This is a genomic window from Roseburia hominis A2-183, assembly GCF_000225345.1.
Lineage (GTDB): Bacteria > Bacillota > Clostridia > Lachnospirales > Lachnospiraceae > Roseburia > Roseburia hominis.
The window spans coordinates 3,033,266-3,050,415 of record NC_015977.1 but is presented as its reverse complement, the minus strand read 5'-3'; the positions used below and the strand labels follow the sequence as shown (position 1 = coordinate 3,050,415).

Here is a 17,150-nt window from a genome sequence, read left to right as displayed (position 1 = left end):
AAGGGCAGGGAGGAATACGGTGGCTGCAAAGAAAAAGAAGAAAAAATATCGGGGATTCTGGATATTTGTCAAAGTACAGTTTGTCCTTTCCCTGCTGGTGCTCGGCGGGCTGGGCTACTATGTCCTTGGCGGATATGCCTCAGAGGTGGGCAGCATCCGCAAGGAAGCGGACAGTCTGGTACGGAATTCGACGGAGGAGACGTTCCGGAGGTACCGCACAAGCGTTGTGTATGCGGCTGACGGCAGTGTGATATCCAGGCTTAATGACCAGGGAGCGTCCTATTATCTAAAGCGCGACGAGATACCGCAGCCCGTGATCGATGCGGTGGTCTGTATGGAGGATCAGCGTTTTTACCAGCACAGAGGCGTGGATTTCAGAGCGCTTGTGCGCGCGGCAAAATCACTGCTTGAAAACCGGAAGATCACGCAGGGGGGAAGCACGATCACAATGCAGCTTGCCAGAAATGTATTTCTGACGCAGGAGAAGACCTGGCAGCGCAAGGTGGAAGAGATTTTTATTGCACAGAATCTGGAGAAAAAATATACCAAGGATCAGATTCTGGAATTTTATCTGAATAATATTTACTATGGCAACGGGTATTATGGAATCGGAGCAGCAGGCAGCGGCTATTTCGACAGTGAGGTCGGGGATCTGGATCTCTCGCAGATCGCATTTTTATGTGCGATTCCCAACAATCCAACCGTGTATGATCCGGTTACCCACATGGATCATGCAGTCGAGCGGCGCGACCGGATTCTGGGTAAAATGCGGGATGACGGCAAGATTACACAGATGGCATATGCAGCGGCGGTAGCGGAGAACATTACCTTAAAGCGGCCGGAGGCGATGGAAAAAAATAATTACGTGGAAACGTACGCCTATTACTGTGCGACCCGTGCTCTGATGGAGCAGGCCGGGTTTGTGTTCCAGTATCAGTTTGCAACGGAGGGCGAGAGGGAGGCTTACGAGCAGGCTTACAGCGAATCCTACAGCGAGTGCCAGAAGCAGCTGTACACGGAGGGCTATCAGATTTATACGTCCTTTGACCTGCAGCTTCAGGAGGAACTGCAGGCGGCAGTTGACGATACCTTATCCGCTTTTACGGAGAAAAATGACGAGGGTGTTTATGATCTGCAGGGGGCGGCAGTCTGCATTGACAACGATAGCGGCTACGTGCGCGCGATGGTGGGCGGCAGGGAGCAGGATTTTGACGGATACACGTTAAACCGCGCCTACCAGAGCTACCGTCAGCCGGGAAGTGCGATTAAGCCGCTCACGGTATACACGCCGTCGTTCGAGCGGAATTATACGCCGGAGAGCATTGTTGTGGATGAACCGGTGGAAGACGGACCGAAAAATGCGAACGGTACCTACCTTGGAAATGTGACGGTGCGCACCGCAGTCGAAAAATCAATCAATACCATTGCGTGGAAGCTCTATGAAGAACTGACGCCGCAGGTCGGTCTGTCCTATCTTGAGAACATGCATTTTTCCAGGCTGGATGCGGCGGATTATGTACCGGCGACGGCGCTGGGCGGCTTTACCAACGGTGTGTCGCCTCTGGAGATGGCGGCCGGATATGCGGCGCTCGCCAATGACGGGGTGTACCGCGAGCCGACCTGTATTATGCGGATCACCGGCGATGACGGGGCGGATGTTTATCTTGCAGCGCAGGAGGGGCAGGAAGTCTACCGGCAGAATGCGGCGCGGATGATGACGGATGTTTTGAAGGGAGTTTTTACCAACGGTACGGGGCGCGGACTTGGACTGTCGGATATGCCGTGCGCCGGAAAGACGGGAACCACCAACGACCACAAAGACGGCTGGCTGGCCGGCTATACGAGATATTACACGACCAGCGTGTGGGTTGGATACGATATGCCAAAAGAGATGGACAGCCTGATGGGCAATACCTACCCGGGAAAAATCTGGCAGACATTTATGGAGCAGGCACATGAAGGACTGGAATGGCTGGATTTTCTGCCCTATACGCAGATTCCGGATGCTTCTTCCGGGGAGACAGACGCAGAGGATGCAGCAACGGATGAGGGAAGCGCACAGGAGGAAACGCCGGCGGAGAATGGAGACACACCGCAGGAGAATGTGACGGATACACCGGACACGCCACAGGGAAGTGCGACGGATGTTCCGTCATCTTCACAGGAAAACGGGCAGGGGATATCGGATACGCCGGATGCCACACAGGAACAGCCGTCAGACGCTTCGCAGCAGAATACAACAGGAACGTCACAGGAAAATGCATCCGACGCAGCGCAGGAAAATGCAGCGCAGTCATCCGGGGAGAACGCTTCGGATACGCCGCAGGAGACAGCGCCCGGGGCACCTTAAGAGAATACACCTTAACATTGACAGATAAGACTGGAAACGTTATCATAAGCATGGGTAAAGGCATCGGCAGAGTACATAACGGACAGAAAACGATGCAAGGATACAAATAGGGAACAGGAGAATGGAAGCATGAAAAAATATGCATTTGGAGTTGACGTAGGGGGAACGACCTGCAAGATCGGATTTTTTGAGACGGATGGAAAGCTCATTGACAAATGGGAGATCAAGACGAATAAGGAAAACGGCGGAGCATCGATTCTGTCGGATGTGGCTCAGGCGATTGAGGGAAAGCTGACAGAAAAGGGAATCTCCAGGAACGATGTGCAGGGAATCGGTGTCGGTGTGCCGGGACCGGTAAAAAATGACGGTGTGGTACACCGCTGCGTGAACGTCGGCTGGGGTGTTGTAAATGTAGAAAAAGAACTTGGAGATCTGACCGGACTGAAGGTGAAGGCAGGAAATGATGCAAACGTGGCGGCACTCGGCGAGATGTGGCAGGGTGCGGCAAAAGGCTGCAGAGATGTCATCATGGTAACGCTGGGAACCGGAGTCGGCGGCGGCATTATTGTCGACGGAAAAGTTGTAGCCGGATTTGACGGAGCCGGTGGCGAGATTGGTCATATTACAGTGAATGCACACGAGAAGGAGCAGTGTAACTGCGGACAGTACGGCTGTCTGGAGCAGTATGCGTCTGCAACCGGAGTTGTGCGTGTGGCGAAGCGTACCCTCGAGAAGGCATCCGAAGATACTGCGCTTAGAAAACATGCAGATCTGACCGCAAAGGACGTATTTGACGAAGCCAAAGCGGGTGATAAAGTGGCGCTTGAAGTTGTCGATGAGGTATGTGGCATTTTAGGAGCAGCACTTTCCAATATCGCATGTGTTGTGAATCCGGAGGTCATCGTAATCGGTGGAGGCGTCTCCAAAGCTGGTGATATTCTCACGGATGCAGTGAAGAAGCACTTTGTTGCCACTTCATTCCACGCATGCGCCAACACAAAGTTCGTACTTGCGGGACTCGGGAATGACGCCGGAATGTACGGCTGCGTAGAGATGCTCTTAGATTAAAAAGGGCTTTCGCCCGCGTGCATCGCACTATAAACGGGATACGTTTTATTATGGGAAGCAGAGACTATCACGTTCCAGATGCAACCGGAGGCGGCAATTCTAAGCGCAAAATCCGGTATTTCTAACCATGCCGCGTCGAACATCCTTGATCATCTGTGTTTTTCCAAGTTTGGAACATTCCACGTGGCGTGTCCACAAACCGCAGACAATTTAAGGACTTTTGTGTGTGCCCCTTGTTGGCACCACTGAACACAACATAACCGCGCGAAGCCGATGTCTGAGTTATCATCTGCCTTGTTTTCAATAGCAGATGATAACGAGTTTCGGTTCGCGCGGTTTTATATTGTCTGTGAAGCGGTGCCACTAGGGGCACCAGAAAGTCCGCTCATTGTCTGTGTTTTGTCGGACACGCCCCGGGGACTGTCCAAACGTGGAAAGACACAGAACTCGATGTTCGACGCGGCACGGAAGAAATCCTCGGATTTTGCTTCAAAGAATTGCCGCCTCTGGTTGCATTCTGGAACTTCATATTCTCCAATATTCTTATAATAAAACGTATCCCGTTTTAAAGTGCAAAGCGCGGGGGCGGCAGTCCTTTTTATAGCGCTGCCTACGCTTCCACGGCGCGTTTGCGGACTTCCGCAAGTGCATGTGATACCGGTGGAATGCAGATGATAATCAAGGTGATGATTGCCTCCGGAACAAGGTAGGATGCCTGATAGCCGGCAGAATATGCCAGCGGGCTCATGCCTTCCGGGGCGTATGCTGCGAAAAATACAACGCCGGAGATCGTTGCAAATACAAAACGTCCGATAACGCCAACGATATATCCGATCTGAAGTCCCCACTTTTTCTTATTGAAGAAGCCGGCAAGACCCAGAGCACCGAATGCCAGCGGGTAGTCCAAGAGCATCTGCGGGATTGTGTAGAAAATCGGCTCCAGTACGAACTGCACCAGGCCGTAAGCCACTGCGGTCATAATGCCGACATACGGACCATACCAGTAAGCGATCAGAACGATGAAAAGCATGGACAGCAGAGTGACGGAACCACCCATTGGCATGTCGAACAGCTTGATCATCGAACACACAACGGCCAGCGCGATCGCAACAGCAGAGTAGACGAGCTGCTTTGTGGTCAGTGCGGACTTGTGCGTGGCGTTCTTGTGGCGCACGATAGCGGCAACAATCAGAAGAAGGGCGATGACTGCGATGACGATTGCAATACCGACGGTAGTCAGATGGACGGAACCGTCACCCCAGCCGCCTTCCGGTGTAGCAAAAAAGTTATTCATAAAAAAATCCTCCTTGGTGAATATGTAGCCAGGAGGATTTGTCTGCGTTATTGCAAAAAGCTTCCTTACGCCGGTATTATCCGGTTCAAGTAATAAGGGTCAATGAACGATCATCTCTCAGCAGAATCTGCACCCCTAGCGTTTTCATATTCGATATTATTATAACGAACTTTACTATAACGATTCTATTTGGAATTGTCAAGTACGATTGTGTTCTTCTCCAGTTCTTCTGTGAGCGGCGCAATCTGTGTGAGCAGATTGGTCATGTCCTCGAAGAGGGAACTCTTGGTGGTTCCGAGATCATTGGCGTGATTGATATGCTCCATAACAGCGTCAAACTGCCGTTCCTCAAGGCTGAAGGACTGGCTGACTTCGTCCAGCTTCTGCTCTGCGGCGGACATGGCGGTTGTAATCTGCTGGTGTACAGTGTCCGCACCGCCGGCAGCGGTTGTGATCTGATCGAACACTTCATACGTGGAATCAACATTTTCCATACTCTGGTTCAAGGCGTCCTGCGAGGTGGAAATACTGGTATTCAGGTTGGCGGTGCCCTGCTCGACGTCGCCGATGCTGATATCTACCGTGCTGACAAGACTCTTGATCTCACTCGCAAGATTTTTGACCTCCTCGGCAACGACCGCAAAGCCTTTTCCCTGCTCTCCGGCGCGGGCAGCCTCAATCGAAGCATTCAGGGCAAGCATGTTTGTCTGGTTGGCAATTGAGATGATCTGTGCCATGCAGTCCTTGATCTTCTGAACGGAAACCTGGAAATCGGAAAAGGTGTTCTGCATTTCCAAAAAGCGCTCCTGCACTTCTTTGGAGCTGTCTTTCAATCCGTCAACACGCTGCTGTGCAAGACCGACAGAGCTGGCAATGTCAGATTTGACGGAAGCAAATTCACCGGAAGCCCTGTCCACATCGCCGAACAGCTCATGAAAGGAATCCAGCTTTTCGCGGAGCGCGGCATTTTCGTCCAGAACGAGCTGGAATGCCTGTGTGATGGACTGCAGTTCATCTAAAGAGTGCACTTCGCTGGTGGAGAGCTGCTTCTGGTAATCTAACAGGCAGTCCGCAATATGCGTAACAGGATGAAGATCTAAGCGGCTGGTGGACGTGGCTGGTGCAGCAGCTGCATTCTTTGGTGTTTTTAATGAAAACATGGAAATCCTCCTCTTTCTATCACAGATTATTCAAATACGACACAGGTCATGGTCTGGTTGACGAACTGCTGATTATAATGTTCTCCGAATCCGATCAGACCGGCGTGATCACCGAGTGTGGACATGGTTTTCAGATAATCTTCCATATGGTGTTCCTGTGAGAACAGAAGGTAACGGAAAACACAGTTGATGGAGAAAACGCCGGAAATATGGTTGAAATCGCGGCGGATGCGCTGCAGCGTCTCATCCAGAATCTCGTTGTAATCCTGTTCTTCCAGAAGAACGAGCACATCGGAATCATTGACCTGTCTGTAACAGCAGAGACCATTCCCGGATACTTCCTTTAAGGAAATAATACAGATGTCCTGTCCGTTCATTTTGCCGAGCGGATTGTGGAAAGTCTGGTTGATGATATTGCTCTCGCTGATATGTAAGGCATCCATATAAGCCTGCTTGGAAGATTTGCCGTTTAACTCGCCGACATAGTATCTGCTGCGGTCGGTATTGGAAGCGATGAAGCGGTAGCCTGGCATCGGTTTGTAGAGATTCTCCTTGTAGACAGCAACTTTTCCTCCGTTGTTTTTCACAAAAGCGTAGACATCGGCGTCTTCATAGATCGTTCCGTTGACAGAGACTTTTCCGCTATCCCCGGTGCCGCCGACAAGCGGAATTCCCACCTTGCCGAGAATGCTGTGGATCGTGGTCAGCACACAGGCGTCATTTCCGGTACACAGGTCAATACAGACGGTATCTTTCGAACTTGCGTGGACATTTTTTAAATCCTGTTCCATGCGTTCGATGTATTTGACGGGCATGGTGGATGCCTGCTCCAAAACGTTGGCAACAGCGGTGACATTGTCATAAAAAGCAACCAGACCGACTCCCTTTTCGACGACCCTGGTACTGTAACTCATGCCGATACAGCCAATGCTCGGGACTCCCGGGAAAAGGGATTCCAGTTCTGTAACGTGTGCCTCAAACTGGTCTGCGTTGGACATCAGGATAAGAAGTCCCGGAGCGTGAACGCCCTGTGCAGCTTCTTTTAAGTTTCCTGTCTGGCTCATTCCAAAATATTGTTTCATCAGCGAACTCCTCCCACATCTTATTACGAATATTGTAAGCAATTTTGCATGATATTTCAACGCATTAACGCAATTTTAGCGAAACGTTTCCAAAAAATACCTTGACAATCAAACAGGACAGACATATACTTTGAAAGGCGAATAATTTGATTATCAAAATATTTGAAAAGCAAATAATTAAAAGGAACAGGGAAAAGGAGAAGAAACATGTTAGAAAAGATGAGACCGATCATTGCGGAGCAGTTAAACGTACAGGAGTCTGAGATTAAAGAGAACACAAAGTTAAAGGAAGATCTGGGTGCGGATTCGCTGGATCTGTTTGAACTTGTCATGGCGCTGGAGGAGGAATTCGGCGTGGAGATTCCGTCGGAGGATCTGGAATCGATCGTGACGGTCGGAGATGTGATCACATATTTGAAGAACCGCGGGGTTACAGCATAGGCGAAGACAGCAGCCGGGACATACCGGTGTTTAAGGGTAAGAAAAAAGACCGGCAGGAAGAAAAGAGGAGAAGTATGGAAACAAGGGTAAGCAGATTGCTTGGAACAAAATATCCGGTCATTCAGGGTGGTATGGCATGGGTGGCGGAATATCACCTGGCGGCAGCAGTGTCGAACGCGGGTGGACTCGGAATCATCGGAGCGGCAAGCGCGCCGCCGGAAGTGGTAAGAGAACAGATCCGTGAGGTAAAGGCGCGGACGGACCGTCCGTTTGGCGTGAACGTCATGCTGCTCAATCCAAACGCGCCGGAAGTGGCGAAGATTGTCATAGAAGAGAAAGTGCCGGTTGTCACAACCGGTGCGGGAAGTCCGGCAAAGTTCATGGAGGCATGGAAGCAGGCGGGCGTGGTGGTCATCCCGGTCGTGGCGAGCGTTGCCATGGCGAAGATGATGGAGCGTGCTGGCGCGGACGCTGTGATTGCAGAGGGAATGGAGTCCGGCGGACATATCGGTGCGCAGACGACGATGACGCTGGTGCCGCAGGTGGCGGATGCTGTGTCGGTTCCGGTCATTGCAGCGGGCGGTATCGCGGACGGAAGAGGGATCGCAGCCTCCTTTATGCTTGGCGCAGAGGGGGTACAGATGGGAACCCGGTTTGTCGTGGCGAAGGAGTCTATTGTACATGAAAATTACAAGGAACGGATCGTAAAGGCGCGCGACATTGATTCCGAGGTTACAGGCATGAGCACCGGACATCCGATCCGGGTTCTGCGCAATGCGATGAGCCGCGAATATTTAAAACTCGAAAAAGAGGGCGCCGGATTTGAGGAACTGGAGCAGCTGACGCTTGGCTCCTTGCGAAAGGCAGTGATGGACGGGGATGTGGTGCACGGCAGCCTGATGGCAGGACAGTGCGCGGGACTTGTGAAAAAAGAACAGACCTGTCAGGAGATGATAGAGGAACTGATGGCGCAGACCGCGGGGCTTTTAGGTGACGGAGATTTTTGGGAAAAGAAGAGCGTCTTCTTGGGACGCACATCGGATAAGGGAGAATGACATGGGAAAGACAGCATTTTTGTTCCCGGGACAGGGAGCACAGTACATCGGTATGGGCAGAGATTTTTACGAGCAGATTCCCGTGAGCAGGGACGTGTTTGCGGCGGCATCCGAGGCGTCCGGTCTGGATATTGCGGCGCTCTGCTTTGAAGAAAATGAGAAAATAAATATCACCGAATACACACAGATTGGCATGCTGACCGTGGAGGCGGCGATCCTTCAGGCGTTGCTTGCAGAAGGAAGAACACCGGATGTGGCGGCAGGATTAAGTCTCGGAGAGTACGGGGCACTGCTGGCAAGCGGCGTGATGGAGCAGAGGGATGCGTTTGCGCTTGTGAGAAAGCGCGGCATCTACATGCAGGAGGCGGTGCCGGCCGGCGGCGCGATGGCGGCGGTGCTGGGACTGGACGCGGAAAAAATAGAGGAGATCTGCGGACAGACTGCGGGCACGGTATCCATTGCGAATTACAACTGCCCGGGACAGATTGTAATCACCGGAGAGGAAGCGGCAGTTGCGGTGGCAGGCGAACAGTGCAAAGAGAGCGGTGCGAAGCGTGCGGTGCCGCTTAAGGTCAGCGGGCCGTTTCACTCGCCCATGCTAAAAGAGGCGGGAGAGAAGCTGGGAGAGGCGCTTGCGGCGGTAACACTCCGGGAGATAAAGCTGCCGTATCTGGCGAATGTGACGGCGGACTATGTCCGGGAAGCGGAGGCTGTGAAGCCGCTGCTGAAACAGCAGGTGTGTGCACCGGTACGCTGGCAGCAGTCTATGGAGCGTCTGCTTGCGGATGGTGTGAATACGTTTGTGGAGATCGGTCCAGGTCATACACTGAGCGGATTTATGAAAAAGATCTTAAAGCAGACCGAAGTCCCGGCAGATACCGTGCAGGTATACAATGTGGAAACTATGGGTGACTTCAAGGAATATATGGCAAAGTAGAGGAGAGAGTCAGATGCTGGAAGGAAAGGTAGCGCTTGTGACCGGAGCGGGAAGAGGGATCGGCAGTACGATCGCAGAAACACTTGCAAGGGAAGGCGCGTTTGTTGTCGTGAATTACCGCGGATCGGGACAGGCGGCACAGGAACTGGCGGAGAAAATCGGCGGAGTCGCCATGCAGTGCGATGTGGCGGATTTTGAAGCCTGCGAAAACATGATCAAAACGATGATAGAGACGTATGGGCATCTCGATATTTTAGTCAACAACGCCGGAATCACAAGGGACGGTCTGCTGATGAAGATGAGCGAGGCGGATTTTGAAGCGGTTCTTTCGACAAATCTGAAGGGAACATTTCATACGATACGGCACGCGTCCCGCTATTTTTTAAAACAGCGTTATGGAAGAATTGTCAATATTTCGTCCGTGTCCGGTGTGATGGGGAATGCCGGGCAGGCAAATTACAGTGCAAGCAAGGCGGGGGTGATCGGACTGACGAAAAGTGTGGCAAGGGAACTGGCGTCGCGGGGGATCACCTGCAATGCGGTGGCACCCGGTTTTATTGAGACCGATATGACGGATGCCATGACAGAGAGCGCAAAGGAAGCCGTTCAAAAACAGATTCCACTGGGGAGATGCGGAAATACAAAGGATGTGGCAGAACTTGTGACATTTCTGGCATCAGACAAGGCCGCGTATATCACCGGTCAGGTGATCTCTGTGGACGGCGGCATGTGTATGTAAGGGAGTAGTAACTGAAAGAAAGTGAGGCAGGTATGAGAAGACGGGTCGTAGTAACCGGAATGGGCGTGATAACGCCGATCGGGAACTCTGTAGAAGAATTTTGGAATGCGGTGCGGGAAGAAAAGACAGGATTTGGGGAAATCACGCATTTTGACGCATCTGGATATAAATGCCATCTGGCAGCGGAAGTAAAGAATTTTGACGGGAAAAATTATATGGATCCCAAGGCGGCAAAACGCATGGAACTGTTTTGCCAGTATGCGGTGGCGGCAACGAAAGAGGCCATCGCGGATGCCGGACTTGAGATGGAGAAGGAAGACCCGTATCTGGTGGGAACAGCGATCGGAAGCGGCGTCGGAAGTCTGCAGGCGATCGAACGCGAATATAAGAAGCTTCTGGAAAAGGGACCGGGACGTGTCAATCCGCTTCTGGTGCCGATGATGATTTCCAACATGGCAGCAGGCAACGTGTCGATCCAGTTTGGCTTCAAGGGAAAAAGCATCAACGATGTGACGGCTTGTGCGACCGGCACGAATACGATCGGCGAGGCGTTCCGGAGCATCCAGTATGGGGAAGCGGATGTCATGATCGCAGGAGGTACGGAGGGCAGCATCTGTCCGATCGGAATTGCCGGCTTTACGGCGCTGACGGCACTGTCGTCCGAGAGCGATCCGAAGCGATGTTCCCTGCCGTTTGATAAGGAGCGGAGCGGGTTTGTCATGGGAGAGGGCGCGGGAATCGTCGTGCTGGAGGAGTTAGAGCATGCGAAGCAGCGTGGAGCGAAGATTTATGCAGAGGTAGCCGGCTACGGATGTTCCTCAGATGCCTACCATATTACATCTCCGGCGGAGGACGGTGCGGGCGCGGCGCGTGCGATGGAAAATGCCATGAAGGATGCGGGGGTAAAACCGGACGAGATTCCATACATCAATGCACATGGAACGGCGACACATCTGAATGATCTGTTTGAGACGCGCGCAATCAGGCTTGCGTTTGGGGAACATGCCACGAAGCTTAAAATCAATTCCACAAAATCGATGATCGGACATCTGCTCGGGGCTGCGGGCGCCGTGGAGTTTGTAACCTGCGTCAAGGAAATGCAGGAAAATTATGTGCACGCGACCGTCGGCTACCAGACACCGGATGAGGAACTGGATCTTGACTACTGCAGGGAGGCGGTGGCGATGGAGGTGCCGTACGCGCTCAGCAACTCCCTTGGATTCGGCGGGCACAATGCGAGCCTTTTACTTAAGAGATATGGAGGCGAGGCGTGATGGAACTGGAGATCGGACAGATCATGGAGATCCTTCCGCACAGACAGCCGTTTCTGCTGATCGATGCGGTGGAAGAACTGGAGCCCGGAAAACGCGCGGTGGCGCGAAAATGCGTCAGCTACAACGAACCTTATTTCGGAGGACATTTCCCGGGGGAACCGGTGATGCCCGGGGTACTGATTGTCGAGGCACTGGCGCAGACCGGTGCGGTGGCAATCTTAAGTATGGAGGAAAACTGTGGAAAGACCGCGTATTTTGCGGAGATTAACCGTGCCAGATTTAAGAAAAAAGTGGTGCCGGGGGATGTGCTGACCCTGACGACGGAGATCATCCGGCAGAAAGGACCGATCGGCATCGGCAGTGCGACGGCGTCTGTGCGCGGGGAGGTTGTCTGCACGGCGGAGCTTACGTTTGCAATCGGCAGCAAGGAGGAGTAGAGGAAAAATGGCGGCTTTGTTTCAGAAGCGGAAAAAAGAACCGGCAGAAAAAACACCGGTGGAGGCAGCACAGGCGCTGCAGGAGACGATTGTGTGCCCGGCCTGCGGCAGGGAGATCAATAAAAAGGAAGCGGAAAAAAATCTGTATGTCTGCTATGAGTGCGGCAGTTATTTCAGGGTGCGCACCAGAAACCGCATCCGCATGGTGGCGGATGCGGGAACGTTTACCTCGTGGTTCGAGGATCTGGCGGAGGCGAATCCGCTGGAGTTCCCGGGATATGAGGACAAAGTAAAAGCGGCAAAGGAAAAGACCGGACTGCATGAGGCGGTCACCATAGGTCACTGTAAAATATACGGTGAGGACACGGTGCTTGGCATCTGCGACGCCAGATTTCTGATGAGCAGCATGGGGCATGTGATGGGGGAGAAAATTGCCTGTGCGGTGGAACGCGCGACAGAGGAAGGTCTGCCGGTCATCCTGTTTTGCTGCTCCGGTGGCGCCAGAATGCAGGAGGGGATCGTTTCCCTGATGCAGATGGCAAAAACATCTGCGGCATTGAAGCGGCATTCGGAAGCGGGGCTATTGTATGTTCCGGTGCTGACAGACCCGACGACCGGGGGCGTGACGGCAAGTTTTGCCATGCTTGGAGACATCATCCTGGCGGAGCCGGGGGCACTGATCGGTTTTGCGGGACCGCGCGTGATTGAGCAGACGATCGGGGAAAAGCTGCCGGAAGGTTTTCAGCGGGCACAGTTTCAGCTGGAGCACGGATTTGTTGACAGGATTGTGGAGAGGAAGGAGCTAAAGCTTACCCTGTACCGCATCTTAAAGCTGCATCACAAAAAAGAAGGTTATGCCAATTTCGATCCGGTGCGGGAGGCAGACTGCCTCGAGGCGACAGAACTGATGAAAGAGCGCGCCACAAAGGCGAAAGCATTGTCCGCGTGGGAGAAGGTCAAGGCAGCGAGAAAGGTGGACCGGCTGGCGTCTGTGGACTACATAGAGCAGATTTTTGACGAATTTATGGAATTACATGGAGACCGGCAGTTCCGGGACGATCCGGCGATTGTCGGCGGTGTGGCGTATCTGGATGGCCAGCCGGTCACAGTGATCGGTGTGCATAAGGGAAAAGATTTAAAGGAATGTATGCACCGGAATTATGGAATGCCGTCGCCGGAGGGATATCGGAAAGCACTCCGGCTGATGAAGCAGGCGGAAAAATTTAAGCGTCCGGTCATTACATTTGTGAACACCTCCGGCGCCTTCTGCGGCATGGAGGCGGAGGAGCGCGGACAGGGCGAGGCGATCGCGAGAAACCTGTATGAGATGTCCGGCTTAAAGGTTCCGGTTCTTTGCATTATGATCGGGGAAGGCGGAAGCGGCGGTGCGCTGGCACTCTCTGTTGGAAATGAGGTCTGGATGCTTGAGAATGCGACCTACAGCATTTTATCGCCGGAAGGGTTTGCATCGATTCTCTGGAAGGATGGCAGACGGGCAAAAGAAGCGAGTGGCGTCATGAAAATTACCGCGCAGGATTTAAAAGCGCTCGGCGTGATTGAGGAGATCATACCGGAGTACGGCATGGCGGATCAGCCGGCACTGATTTCCATATCGCGTTACATGAAGAGGCATATAAAAACATTTTTGAAAAAACAGAACGGAAAAACCGGGGATCAGCTCGCTGCGGAGCGCTATCAGAGATTCCGCGTGTTTTAAAAGGAAGGAGACCCGATATGAAGGTAAAGATCGTGGGCACCGGAAGTGCAGTCCCCGAAAAATGTGTGACGAACGATGATCTTAGTCAATGGATGGATACATCGGATGAGTGGATCAGAAGCCGGACGGGAATTGAGACCAGACATCTGGCTGTGAGAGAGACAACGACAGAAATGGCAGTGGAGGCGGCGAAGCGGGCACTTGCATCTGCACATATGGACGCGGAGGAGCTGGAGCTGATCATTGCGGCGACGATCACGCCGGACCGGCTGCTCCCGAACCTTGCCTGCGAGGTGCAGAGCGCACTCGGGGCATGCCGGGCGGTCGCCTTTGACGTCAGTGCCGCCTGCTCGGGTTTTTTATACGCGATGGATATTGCACGCCACTATCTGGAAGCCGGCGGAAGCCGGCGGGCGCTGGTAATTGGTGCGGAGACATTGTCGCGGATCATGGACTGGAGCGACCGGAGTACCTGTGTGTTGTTTGGGGATGGCGCAGGTGCGGCAGTGCTGGAAGCAGATGAGGCGGAGGAGCATGCGGGCATCTTAAGCACCGTGCTTGGAACGGACGGCGCGGGCGGGATGGTATTGCGCTGTGACAACCGCAGAAATCACAATCCGTATGTGAAGGGCGACACCGCGCTCTCGTACGTGTCCATGAACGGGCAGGAGGTCTATAAGTTTGCGGTGCGCACGGTGCCGAAAGTAATTGCCGGGGCGGTGGAAGAGGCAGGGCTTTCGATGGATGAAATCGATTTTTTCCTGCTGCATCAGGCGAACCTTAGAATCATCGAGGCAGTGGCGAAACGCCTGCATCAGCCGATGGAAAAATTTCCCACAAATCTGCAGAAGTATGGAAATATTTCCTCGGCGAGCGTGCCGATTTTACTTGATAATGTCAATAATCATGGTATGATAGGAGAAGGCAGTAAAATAGTACTGGCAGGCTTTGGAGCCGGTCTTACGTGGGGCGCAGCAGTGCTCCGCTGGCAGGCGGTGTAGGCGGTGTGGTCGGGAACAGATACTGCTATGAACAGGAGTATGATACATGACCACGGATGAGACATTGAACGAATTACTGGTAAGGCTATTCAAGGATATTATGGAGATTGAGGCGAGATGTCTGGTGAATGAGGAATTTAAGGACATCAGCTACAACGATTTTCATATTATAGAAGCCATCGGATTAAAGGAGCCGAAAAGCATGACGGCGGTGGCAAAGCTGATGGATGTCACGACCGGTACGCTGACGAAGGCGATGGATGGCCTGACTGAGAAGGGGTATGCCGTAAGAGAACGCAGCAAGCAGGACAAACGCGTGGTGTGGGTGTACTTGACGGACAAAGGAAAAGCGGCATATGCGCATCACGAAGAGTTTCACCGCAAAATGATCGCCAACATCAAGGGACAGCTGAATGAGCAGGAGACGCCGATTTTGATCTATACGCTGGCAAAGCTCGTGGACTATTTTCAAGAGGAATATGGATTGGAGGAGGAATAGACATATGAGCAGAGGAGCGTTGGGCAAGAATAACTGGGCGCTGTTTTTAATGCTTCTGGCAGGAATTATGCTGGGCGGTTTTATCGGAAATGCTGCTGCAGGTGTTTCGGGACTTAGCTGGCTGAATTATGGGCAGAGCTTCGGCTTCGCCAGCCCGATTGTGCTGGATCTGGGCATTCTGGTGATCACATTCGGATTATCAATCAAGATTACCATCGCCAGCATTATCGGCGTGCTGATTGCGATTATTATTTATCGCTTGATTTAAGAGATTTGAAATTAGGAAAGAATAGCCAAACGCCTCCGGCAGGAGAGAGTCTTCTGCCGGAGGCGTTTTTTCCGGTTTTGCTATCCTGCTATAAAGCTTTAACAATTTAGCGGAATAAAGAAAAAAAGATTGCACATGAAAACATTTTATACTAAAATGTATCTGATGAAAATATTGCAGTGTATACACAGCACAATATACTAAGAGTAAGGAGACAAAAAAATGGGATATGTAGATGAAGTTCTTGCAAAAGTAAAAGAGAAAAATGCTTCCGAGCCAGAGTTCCTTCAGGCAGTTGAAGAGGTGCTGGAGTCTTTAAGACCGGTGATTGAGGCAAATGAGGAACTGTATAAAAAGAATGCGATTTTAGAGCGCATTACAGAGCCGGATCGTCAGGTAATGTTCCGTGTTCCGTGGGTAGATGACAATGGACAGGTTCAGGTAAACAGAGGTTTCCGTGTACAGTTCAACAATGCCATTGGACCATACAAGGGAGGATTAAGACTTCATCCTTCTGTAAACTTAAGTATCATCAAATTCTTGGGATTTGAGCAGGTATTTAAGAATTCACTTACAACACTTCCGATCGGCGGCGGCAAGGGTGGTTCCGATTTTGACCCGAAGGGCAAGTCTGACAGAGAGATCATGGCATTCTGCCAGAGCTTCATGACAGAGCTTTACAAATATATCGGTGCAGATACCGACGTACCTGCCGGAGATATCGGAACAGGTGCAAGAGAGATCGGTTTCTTATTCGGCCAGTACAAGAGAATCCGCGGATTATACGAGGGAGTTCTCACGGGTAAGGGACTTACATACGGCGGTTCTCTCGCACGTACACAGGCAACCGGATATGGTCTGTTATACCTGACCAACGCATTGCTGAAGGATCACGGCATCGACATTGCAGGCAAGACCTGTGCAGTTTCCGGTTCCGGTAATGTTGCAATCTATGCGATTGAAAAAGCACATCAGTTAGGAGCAAAGGTTGTGACCTGCTCTGACTCTACCGGGTGGATCTATGATCCGGAAGGAATCGATGTTGCATTATTAAAAGAAGTAAAAGAGGTAAAACGTGCGCGTCTTACCGAGTACGCGGCAGCAAGACCTTCTGCAGAATATCATGCAAAGCAGAATGGTGAGCACGGTGTATGGCAGTACAAGGTAGATCTGGCACTTCCGTGTGCAACACAGAACGAGCTCGACATCGAGGATGCGAAGATGCTGGTTGCAAACGGCGTTACATCTGTTACAGAGGGTGCGAACATGCCTACCACACTGGAAGCGACCAAATATCTTCAGGCAAACGGCGTATTATTCGTAGGCGGTAAAGCTGCCAATGCCGGTGGTGTTGCTACTTCTGCACTGGAGATGAGCCAGAACTCCGAGAGACTTTCCTGGACATTCGAGGAAGTGGATGGAAAGCTCAAGGGCATCATGGAGACCATCTACGCAAACATTTCAGATGCTGCAAAGAGATACAATGCAACCGTTGGCGGACAGACAGACTACGTTGCAGGTGCAAATATTGCCGGATTTGAGAAGGTAGTAGATGCTATGTTAGCTCAGGGTGTTTGCTAATTAAGAAATTCTAAGATAATATAAGATATGGTTAAGTCCTGTAAACCCAGTGTTTATGGGACTTTTCTTTATGTATTGAAATGACAAAAGAATTGTCAGAATATTCATAAATAGAAGATAATATACGTTATTTTGAGGTCGTTATATACACGTGGTACACAAGTGATATACATGTGGTATACACTTGTTTTTACTGATTTTGGATGCTTTTTAAAGCGTTTCCATCTGTTACTTTTCAGGATGATTC

General features: G+C 51.7%; 16 protein-coding genes and 1 riboswitch. Of the genes, 13 read left to right on the top strand and 3 right to left on the bottom strand.

All coding sequences use genetic code 11. The features are described from left to right. The first annotated feature begins 19 nt into the window (after positions 1-19). Both RHOM_RS13685 and RHOM_RS13680 read left to right on the top strand, forming a co-directional pair. Entirely contained in the window at positions 20-2,350 is a 2,331-nt protein-coding gene (locus tag RHOM_RS13685; protein WP_014080895.1) for a PBP1A family penicillin-binding protein, read from the top strand. A 129-nt stretch (positions 2,351-2,479) separates the two neighbouring features. Next, entirely contained in the window at positions 2,480-3,418 is a 939-nt protein-coding gene (locus RHOM_RS13680; RefSeq protein ID WP_014080894.1) for an ROK family glucokinase, read from the top strand. 610 nt (positions 3,419-4,028) lie between these two features. Here RHOM_RS13680 and thiT read toward each other — a convergent pair. The 3 genes from thiT to RHOM_RS13665 all read right to left on the bottom strand — a co-directional run bounded on the left by thiT (position 4,029) and on the right by RHOM_RS13665 (position 6,954). After that, a complete protein-coding gene (gene thiT / locus RHOM_RS13675) occupies positions 4,029-4,712 on the bottom strand; it encodes an energy-coupled thiamine transporter ThiT (protein WP_014080893.1) in 684 nt (227 codons plus the stop codon). Positions 4,713-4,757: 45 nt separating this feature from the next. Then, a riboswitch (TPP riboswitch) is annotated at positions 4,758-4,859 on the bottom strand. Positions 4,860-4,897: 38 nt separating this feature from the next. Continuing rightward, on the bottom strand, positions 4,898-5,872 hold the full coding sequence (locus tag RHOM_RS13670; protein WP_014080892.1) for a methyl-accepting chemotaxis protein: 975 nt from the start codon (positions 5,870-5,872) through the stop codon (positions 4,898-4,900). 26 nt (positions 5,873-5,898) lie between these two features. Then, entirely contained in the window at positions 5,899-6,954 is a 1,056-nt protein-coding gene (locus tag RHOM_RS13665; protein WP_014080891.1) for an FIST signal transduction protein, read from the bottom strand. Positions 6,955-7,161: 207 nt separating this feature from the next. Here RHOM_RS13665 and acpP point away from each other — a divergent pair, with 207 nt between their 5' ends. From acpP to gdhA, 11 genes are all read left to right on the top strand, one after another. After that, complete coding sequence (gene acpP, locus RHOM_RS13660) at positions 7,162-7,395, top strand: acyl carrier protein (protein WP_014080890.1); 234 nt, start codon at positions 7,162-7,164, stop codon at positions 7,393-7,395. Between the two features lie 74 nt (positions 7,396-7,469). Beyond that, positions 7,470-8,450, top strand: a complete 981-nt coding sequence (gene fabK, locus RHOM_RS13655) for an enoyl-[acyl-carrier-protein] reductase FabK (protein ID WP_014080889.1) — start codon at positions 7,470-7,472, stop codon at positions 8,448-8,450. 1 nt (position 8,451) lies between these two features. Then, positions 8,452-9,387: an ACP S-malonyltransferase gene (gene fabD / locus RHOM_RS13650; RefSeq protein ID WP_014080888.1), complete on the top strand. Its 936-nt coding sequence runs from the start codon at positions 8,452-8,454 to the stop codon at positions 9,385-9,387. A gap of 13 nt (positions 9,388-9,400) precedes the next feature. Next, positions 9,401-10,126: a 3-oxoacyl-[acyl-carrier-protein] reductase gene (gene fabG / locus RHOM_RS13645; protein WP_014080887.1), complete on the top strand. Its 726-nt coding sequence runs from the start codon at positions 9,401-9,403 to the stop codon at positions 10,124-10,126. Between the two features lie 32 nt (positions 10,127-10,158). Then, complete coding sequence (gene fabF / locus RHOM_RS13640) at positions 10,159-11,400, top strand: beta-ketoacyl-ACP synthase II (protein WP_014080886.1); 1,242 nt, start codon at positions 10,159-10,161, stop codon at positions 11,398-11,400. Next, positions 11,400-11,837: a 3-hydroxyacyl-ACP dehydratase FabZ gene (fabZ, locus tag RHOM_RS13635; RefSeq protein ID WP_014080885.1), complete on the top strand. Its 438-nt coding sequence runs from the start codon at positions 11,400-11,402 to the stop codon at positions 11,835-11,837. Before fabF ends, fabZ begins: the two co-directional genes overlap by 1 nt. Positions 11,838-11,844: 7 nt before the next feature. After that, positions 11,845-13,554: an acetyl-CoA carboxylase carboxyl transferase subunit gene (locus RHOM_RS13630; protein ID WP_014080884.1), complete on the top strand. Its 1,710-nt coding sequence runs from the start codon at positions 11,845-11,847 to the stop codon at positions 13,552-13,554. Positions 13,555-13,571: 17 nt separating this feature from the next. Continuing rightward, positions 13,572-14,555, top strand: coding sequence for a beta-ketoacyl-ACP synthase III (locus tag RHOM_RS13625; protein ID WP_014080883.1), 984 nt, complete (start codon positions 13,572-13,574; stop codon positions 14,553-14,555). Positions 14,556-14,601: 46 nt separating this feature from the next. Beyond that, positions 14,602-15,054, top strand: coding sequence for a MarR family winged helix-turn-helix transcriptional regulator (locus tag RHOM_RS13620; protein WP_014080882.1), 453 nt, complete (start codon positions 14,602-14,604; stop codon positions 15,052-15,054). A 4-nt stretch (positions 15,055-15,058) separates the two neighbouring features. Then, a complete protein-coding gene (locus RHOM_RS13615; RefSeq protein ID WP_014080881.1) occupies positions 15,059-15,322 on the top strand; it encodes a DUF4321 domain-containing protein in 264 nt (87 codons plus the stop codon). Between the two features lie 222 nt (positions 15,323-15,544). Beyond that, positions 15,545-16,903 carry an NADP-specific glutamate dehydrogenase gene (gene gdhA, locus RHOM_RS13610; RefSeq protein WP_014080880.1) on the top strand — a complete coding sequence of 453 codons (1,359 nt, stop codon included), beginning with the start codon at positions 15,545-15,547 and terminating at the stop codon, positions 16,901-16,903. Positions 16,904-17,150 lie beyond the last annotated feature (247 nt).

Excerpts from the sequence above, each read along its gene's own strand:
- thiT (WP_014080893.1), bottom strand. The coding sequence starts at position 4,712 with ATGAATAACTTTTTTGCTACACCGGAAGGCGGCTGGGGTGACGGTTCC.
- RHOM_RS13620 (WP_014080882.1), top strand. The coding sequence starts at position 14,602 with ATGACCACGGATGAGACATTGAACGAATTACTGGTAAGGCTATTCAAG.
- RHOM_RS13670 (WP_014080892.1), bottom strand. The coding sequence starts at position 5,872 with ATGTTTTCATTAAAAACACCAAAGAATGCAGCTGCTGCACCAGCCACG.
- fabF (WP_014080886.1), top strand. The coding sequence starts at position 10,159 with ATGAGAAGACGGGTCGTAGTAACCGGAATGGGCGTGATAACGCCGATC.
- RHOM_RS13630 (WP_014080884.1), top strand. The coding sequence starts at position 11,845 with ATGGCGGCTTTGTTTCAGAAGCGGAAAAAAGAACCGGCAGAAAAAACA.
- RHOM_RS13665 (WP_014080891.1), bottom strand. The coding sequence starts at position 6,954 with ATGAAACAATATTTTGGAATGAGCCAGACAGGAAACTTAAAAGAAGCT.
- RHOM_RS13680 (WP_014080894.1), top strand. The coding sequence starts at position 2,480 with ATGAAAAAATATGCATTTGGAGTTGACGTAGGGGGAACGACCTGCAAG.
- RHOM_RS13615 (WP_014080881.1), top strand. The coding sequence starts at position 15,059 with ATGAGCAGAGGAGCGTTGGGCAAGAATAACTGGGCGCTGTTTTTAATG.
- fabD (WP_014080888.1), top strand. The coding sequence starts at position 8,452 with ATGGGAAAGACAGCATTTTTGTTCCCGGGACAGGGAGCACAGTACATC.
- fabG (WP_014080887.1), top strand. The coding sequence starts at position 9,401 with ATGCTGGAAGGAAAGGTAGCGCTTGTGACCGGAGCGGGAAGAGGGATC.
- acpP (WP_014080890.1), top strand. The coding sequence starts at position 7,162 with ATGTTAGAAAAGATGAGACCGATCATTGCGGAGCAGTTAAACGTACAG.
- gdhA (WP_014080880.1), top strand. The coding sequence starts at position 15,545 with ATGGGATATGTAGATGAAGTTCTTGCAAAAGTAAAAGAGAAAAATGCT.
- fabZ (WP_014080885.1), top strand. The coding sequence starts at position 11,400 with ATGGAACTGGAGATCGGACAGATCATGGAGATCCTTCCGCACAGACAG.
- fabK (WP_014080889.1), top strand. The coding sequence starts at position 7,470 with ATGGAAACAAGGGTAAGCAGATTGCTTGGAACAAAATATCCGGTCATT.
- RHOM_RS13625 (WP_014080883.1), top strand. The coding sequence starts at position 13,572 with ATGAAGGTAAAGATCGTGGGCACCGGAAGTGCAGTCCCCGAAAAATGT.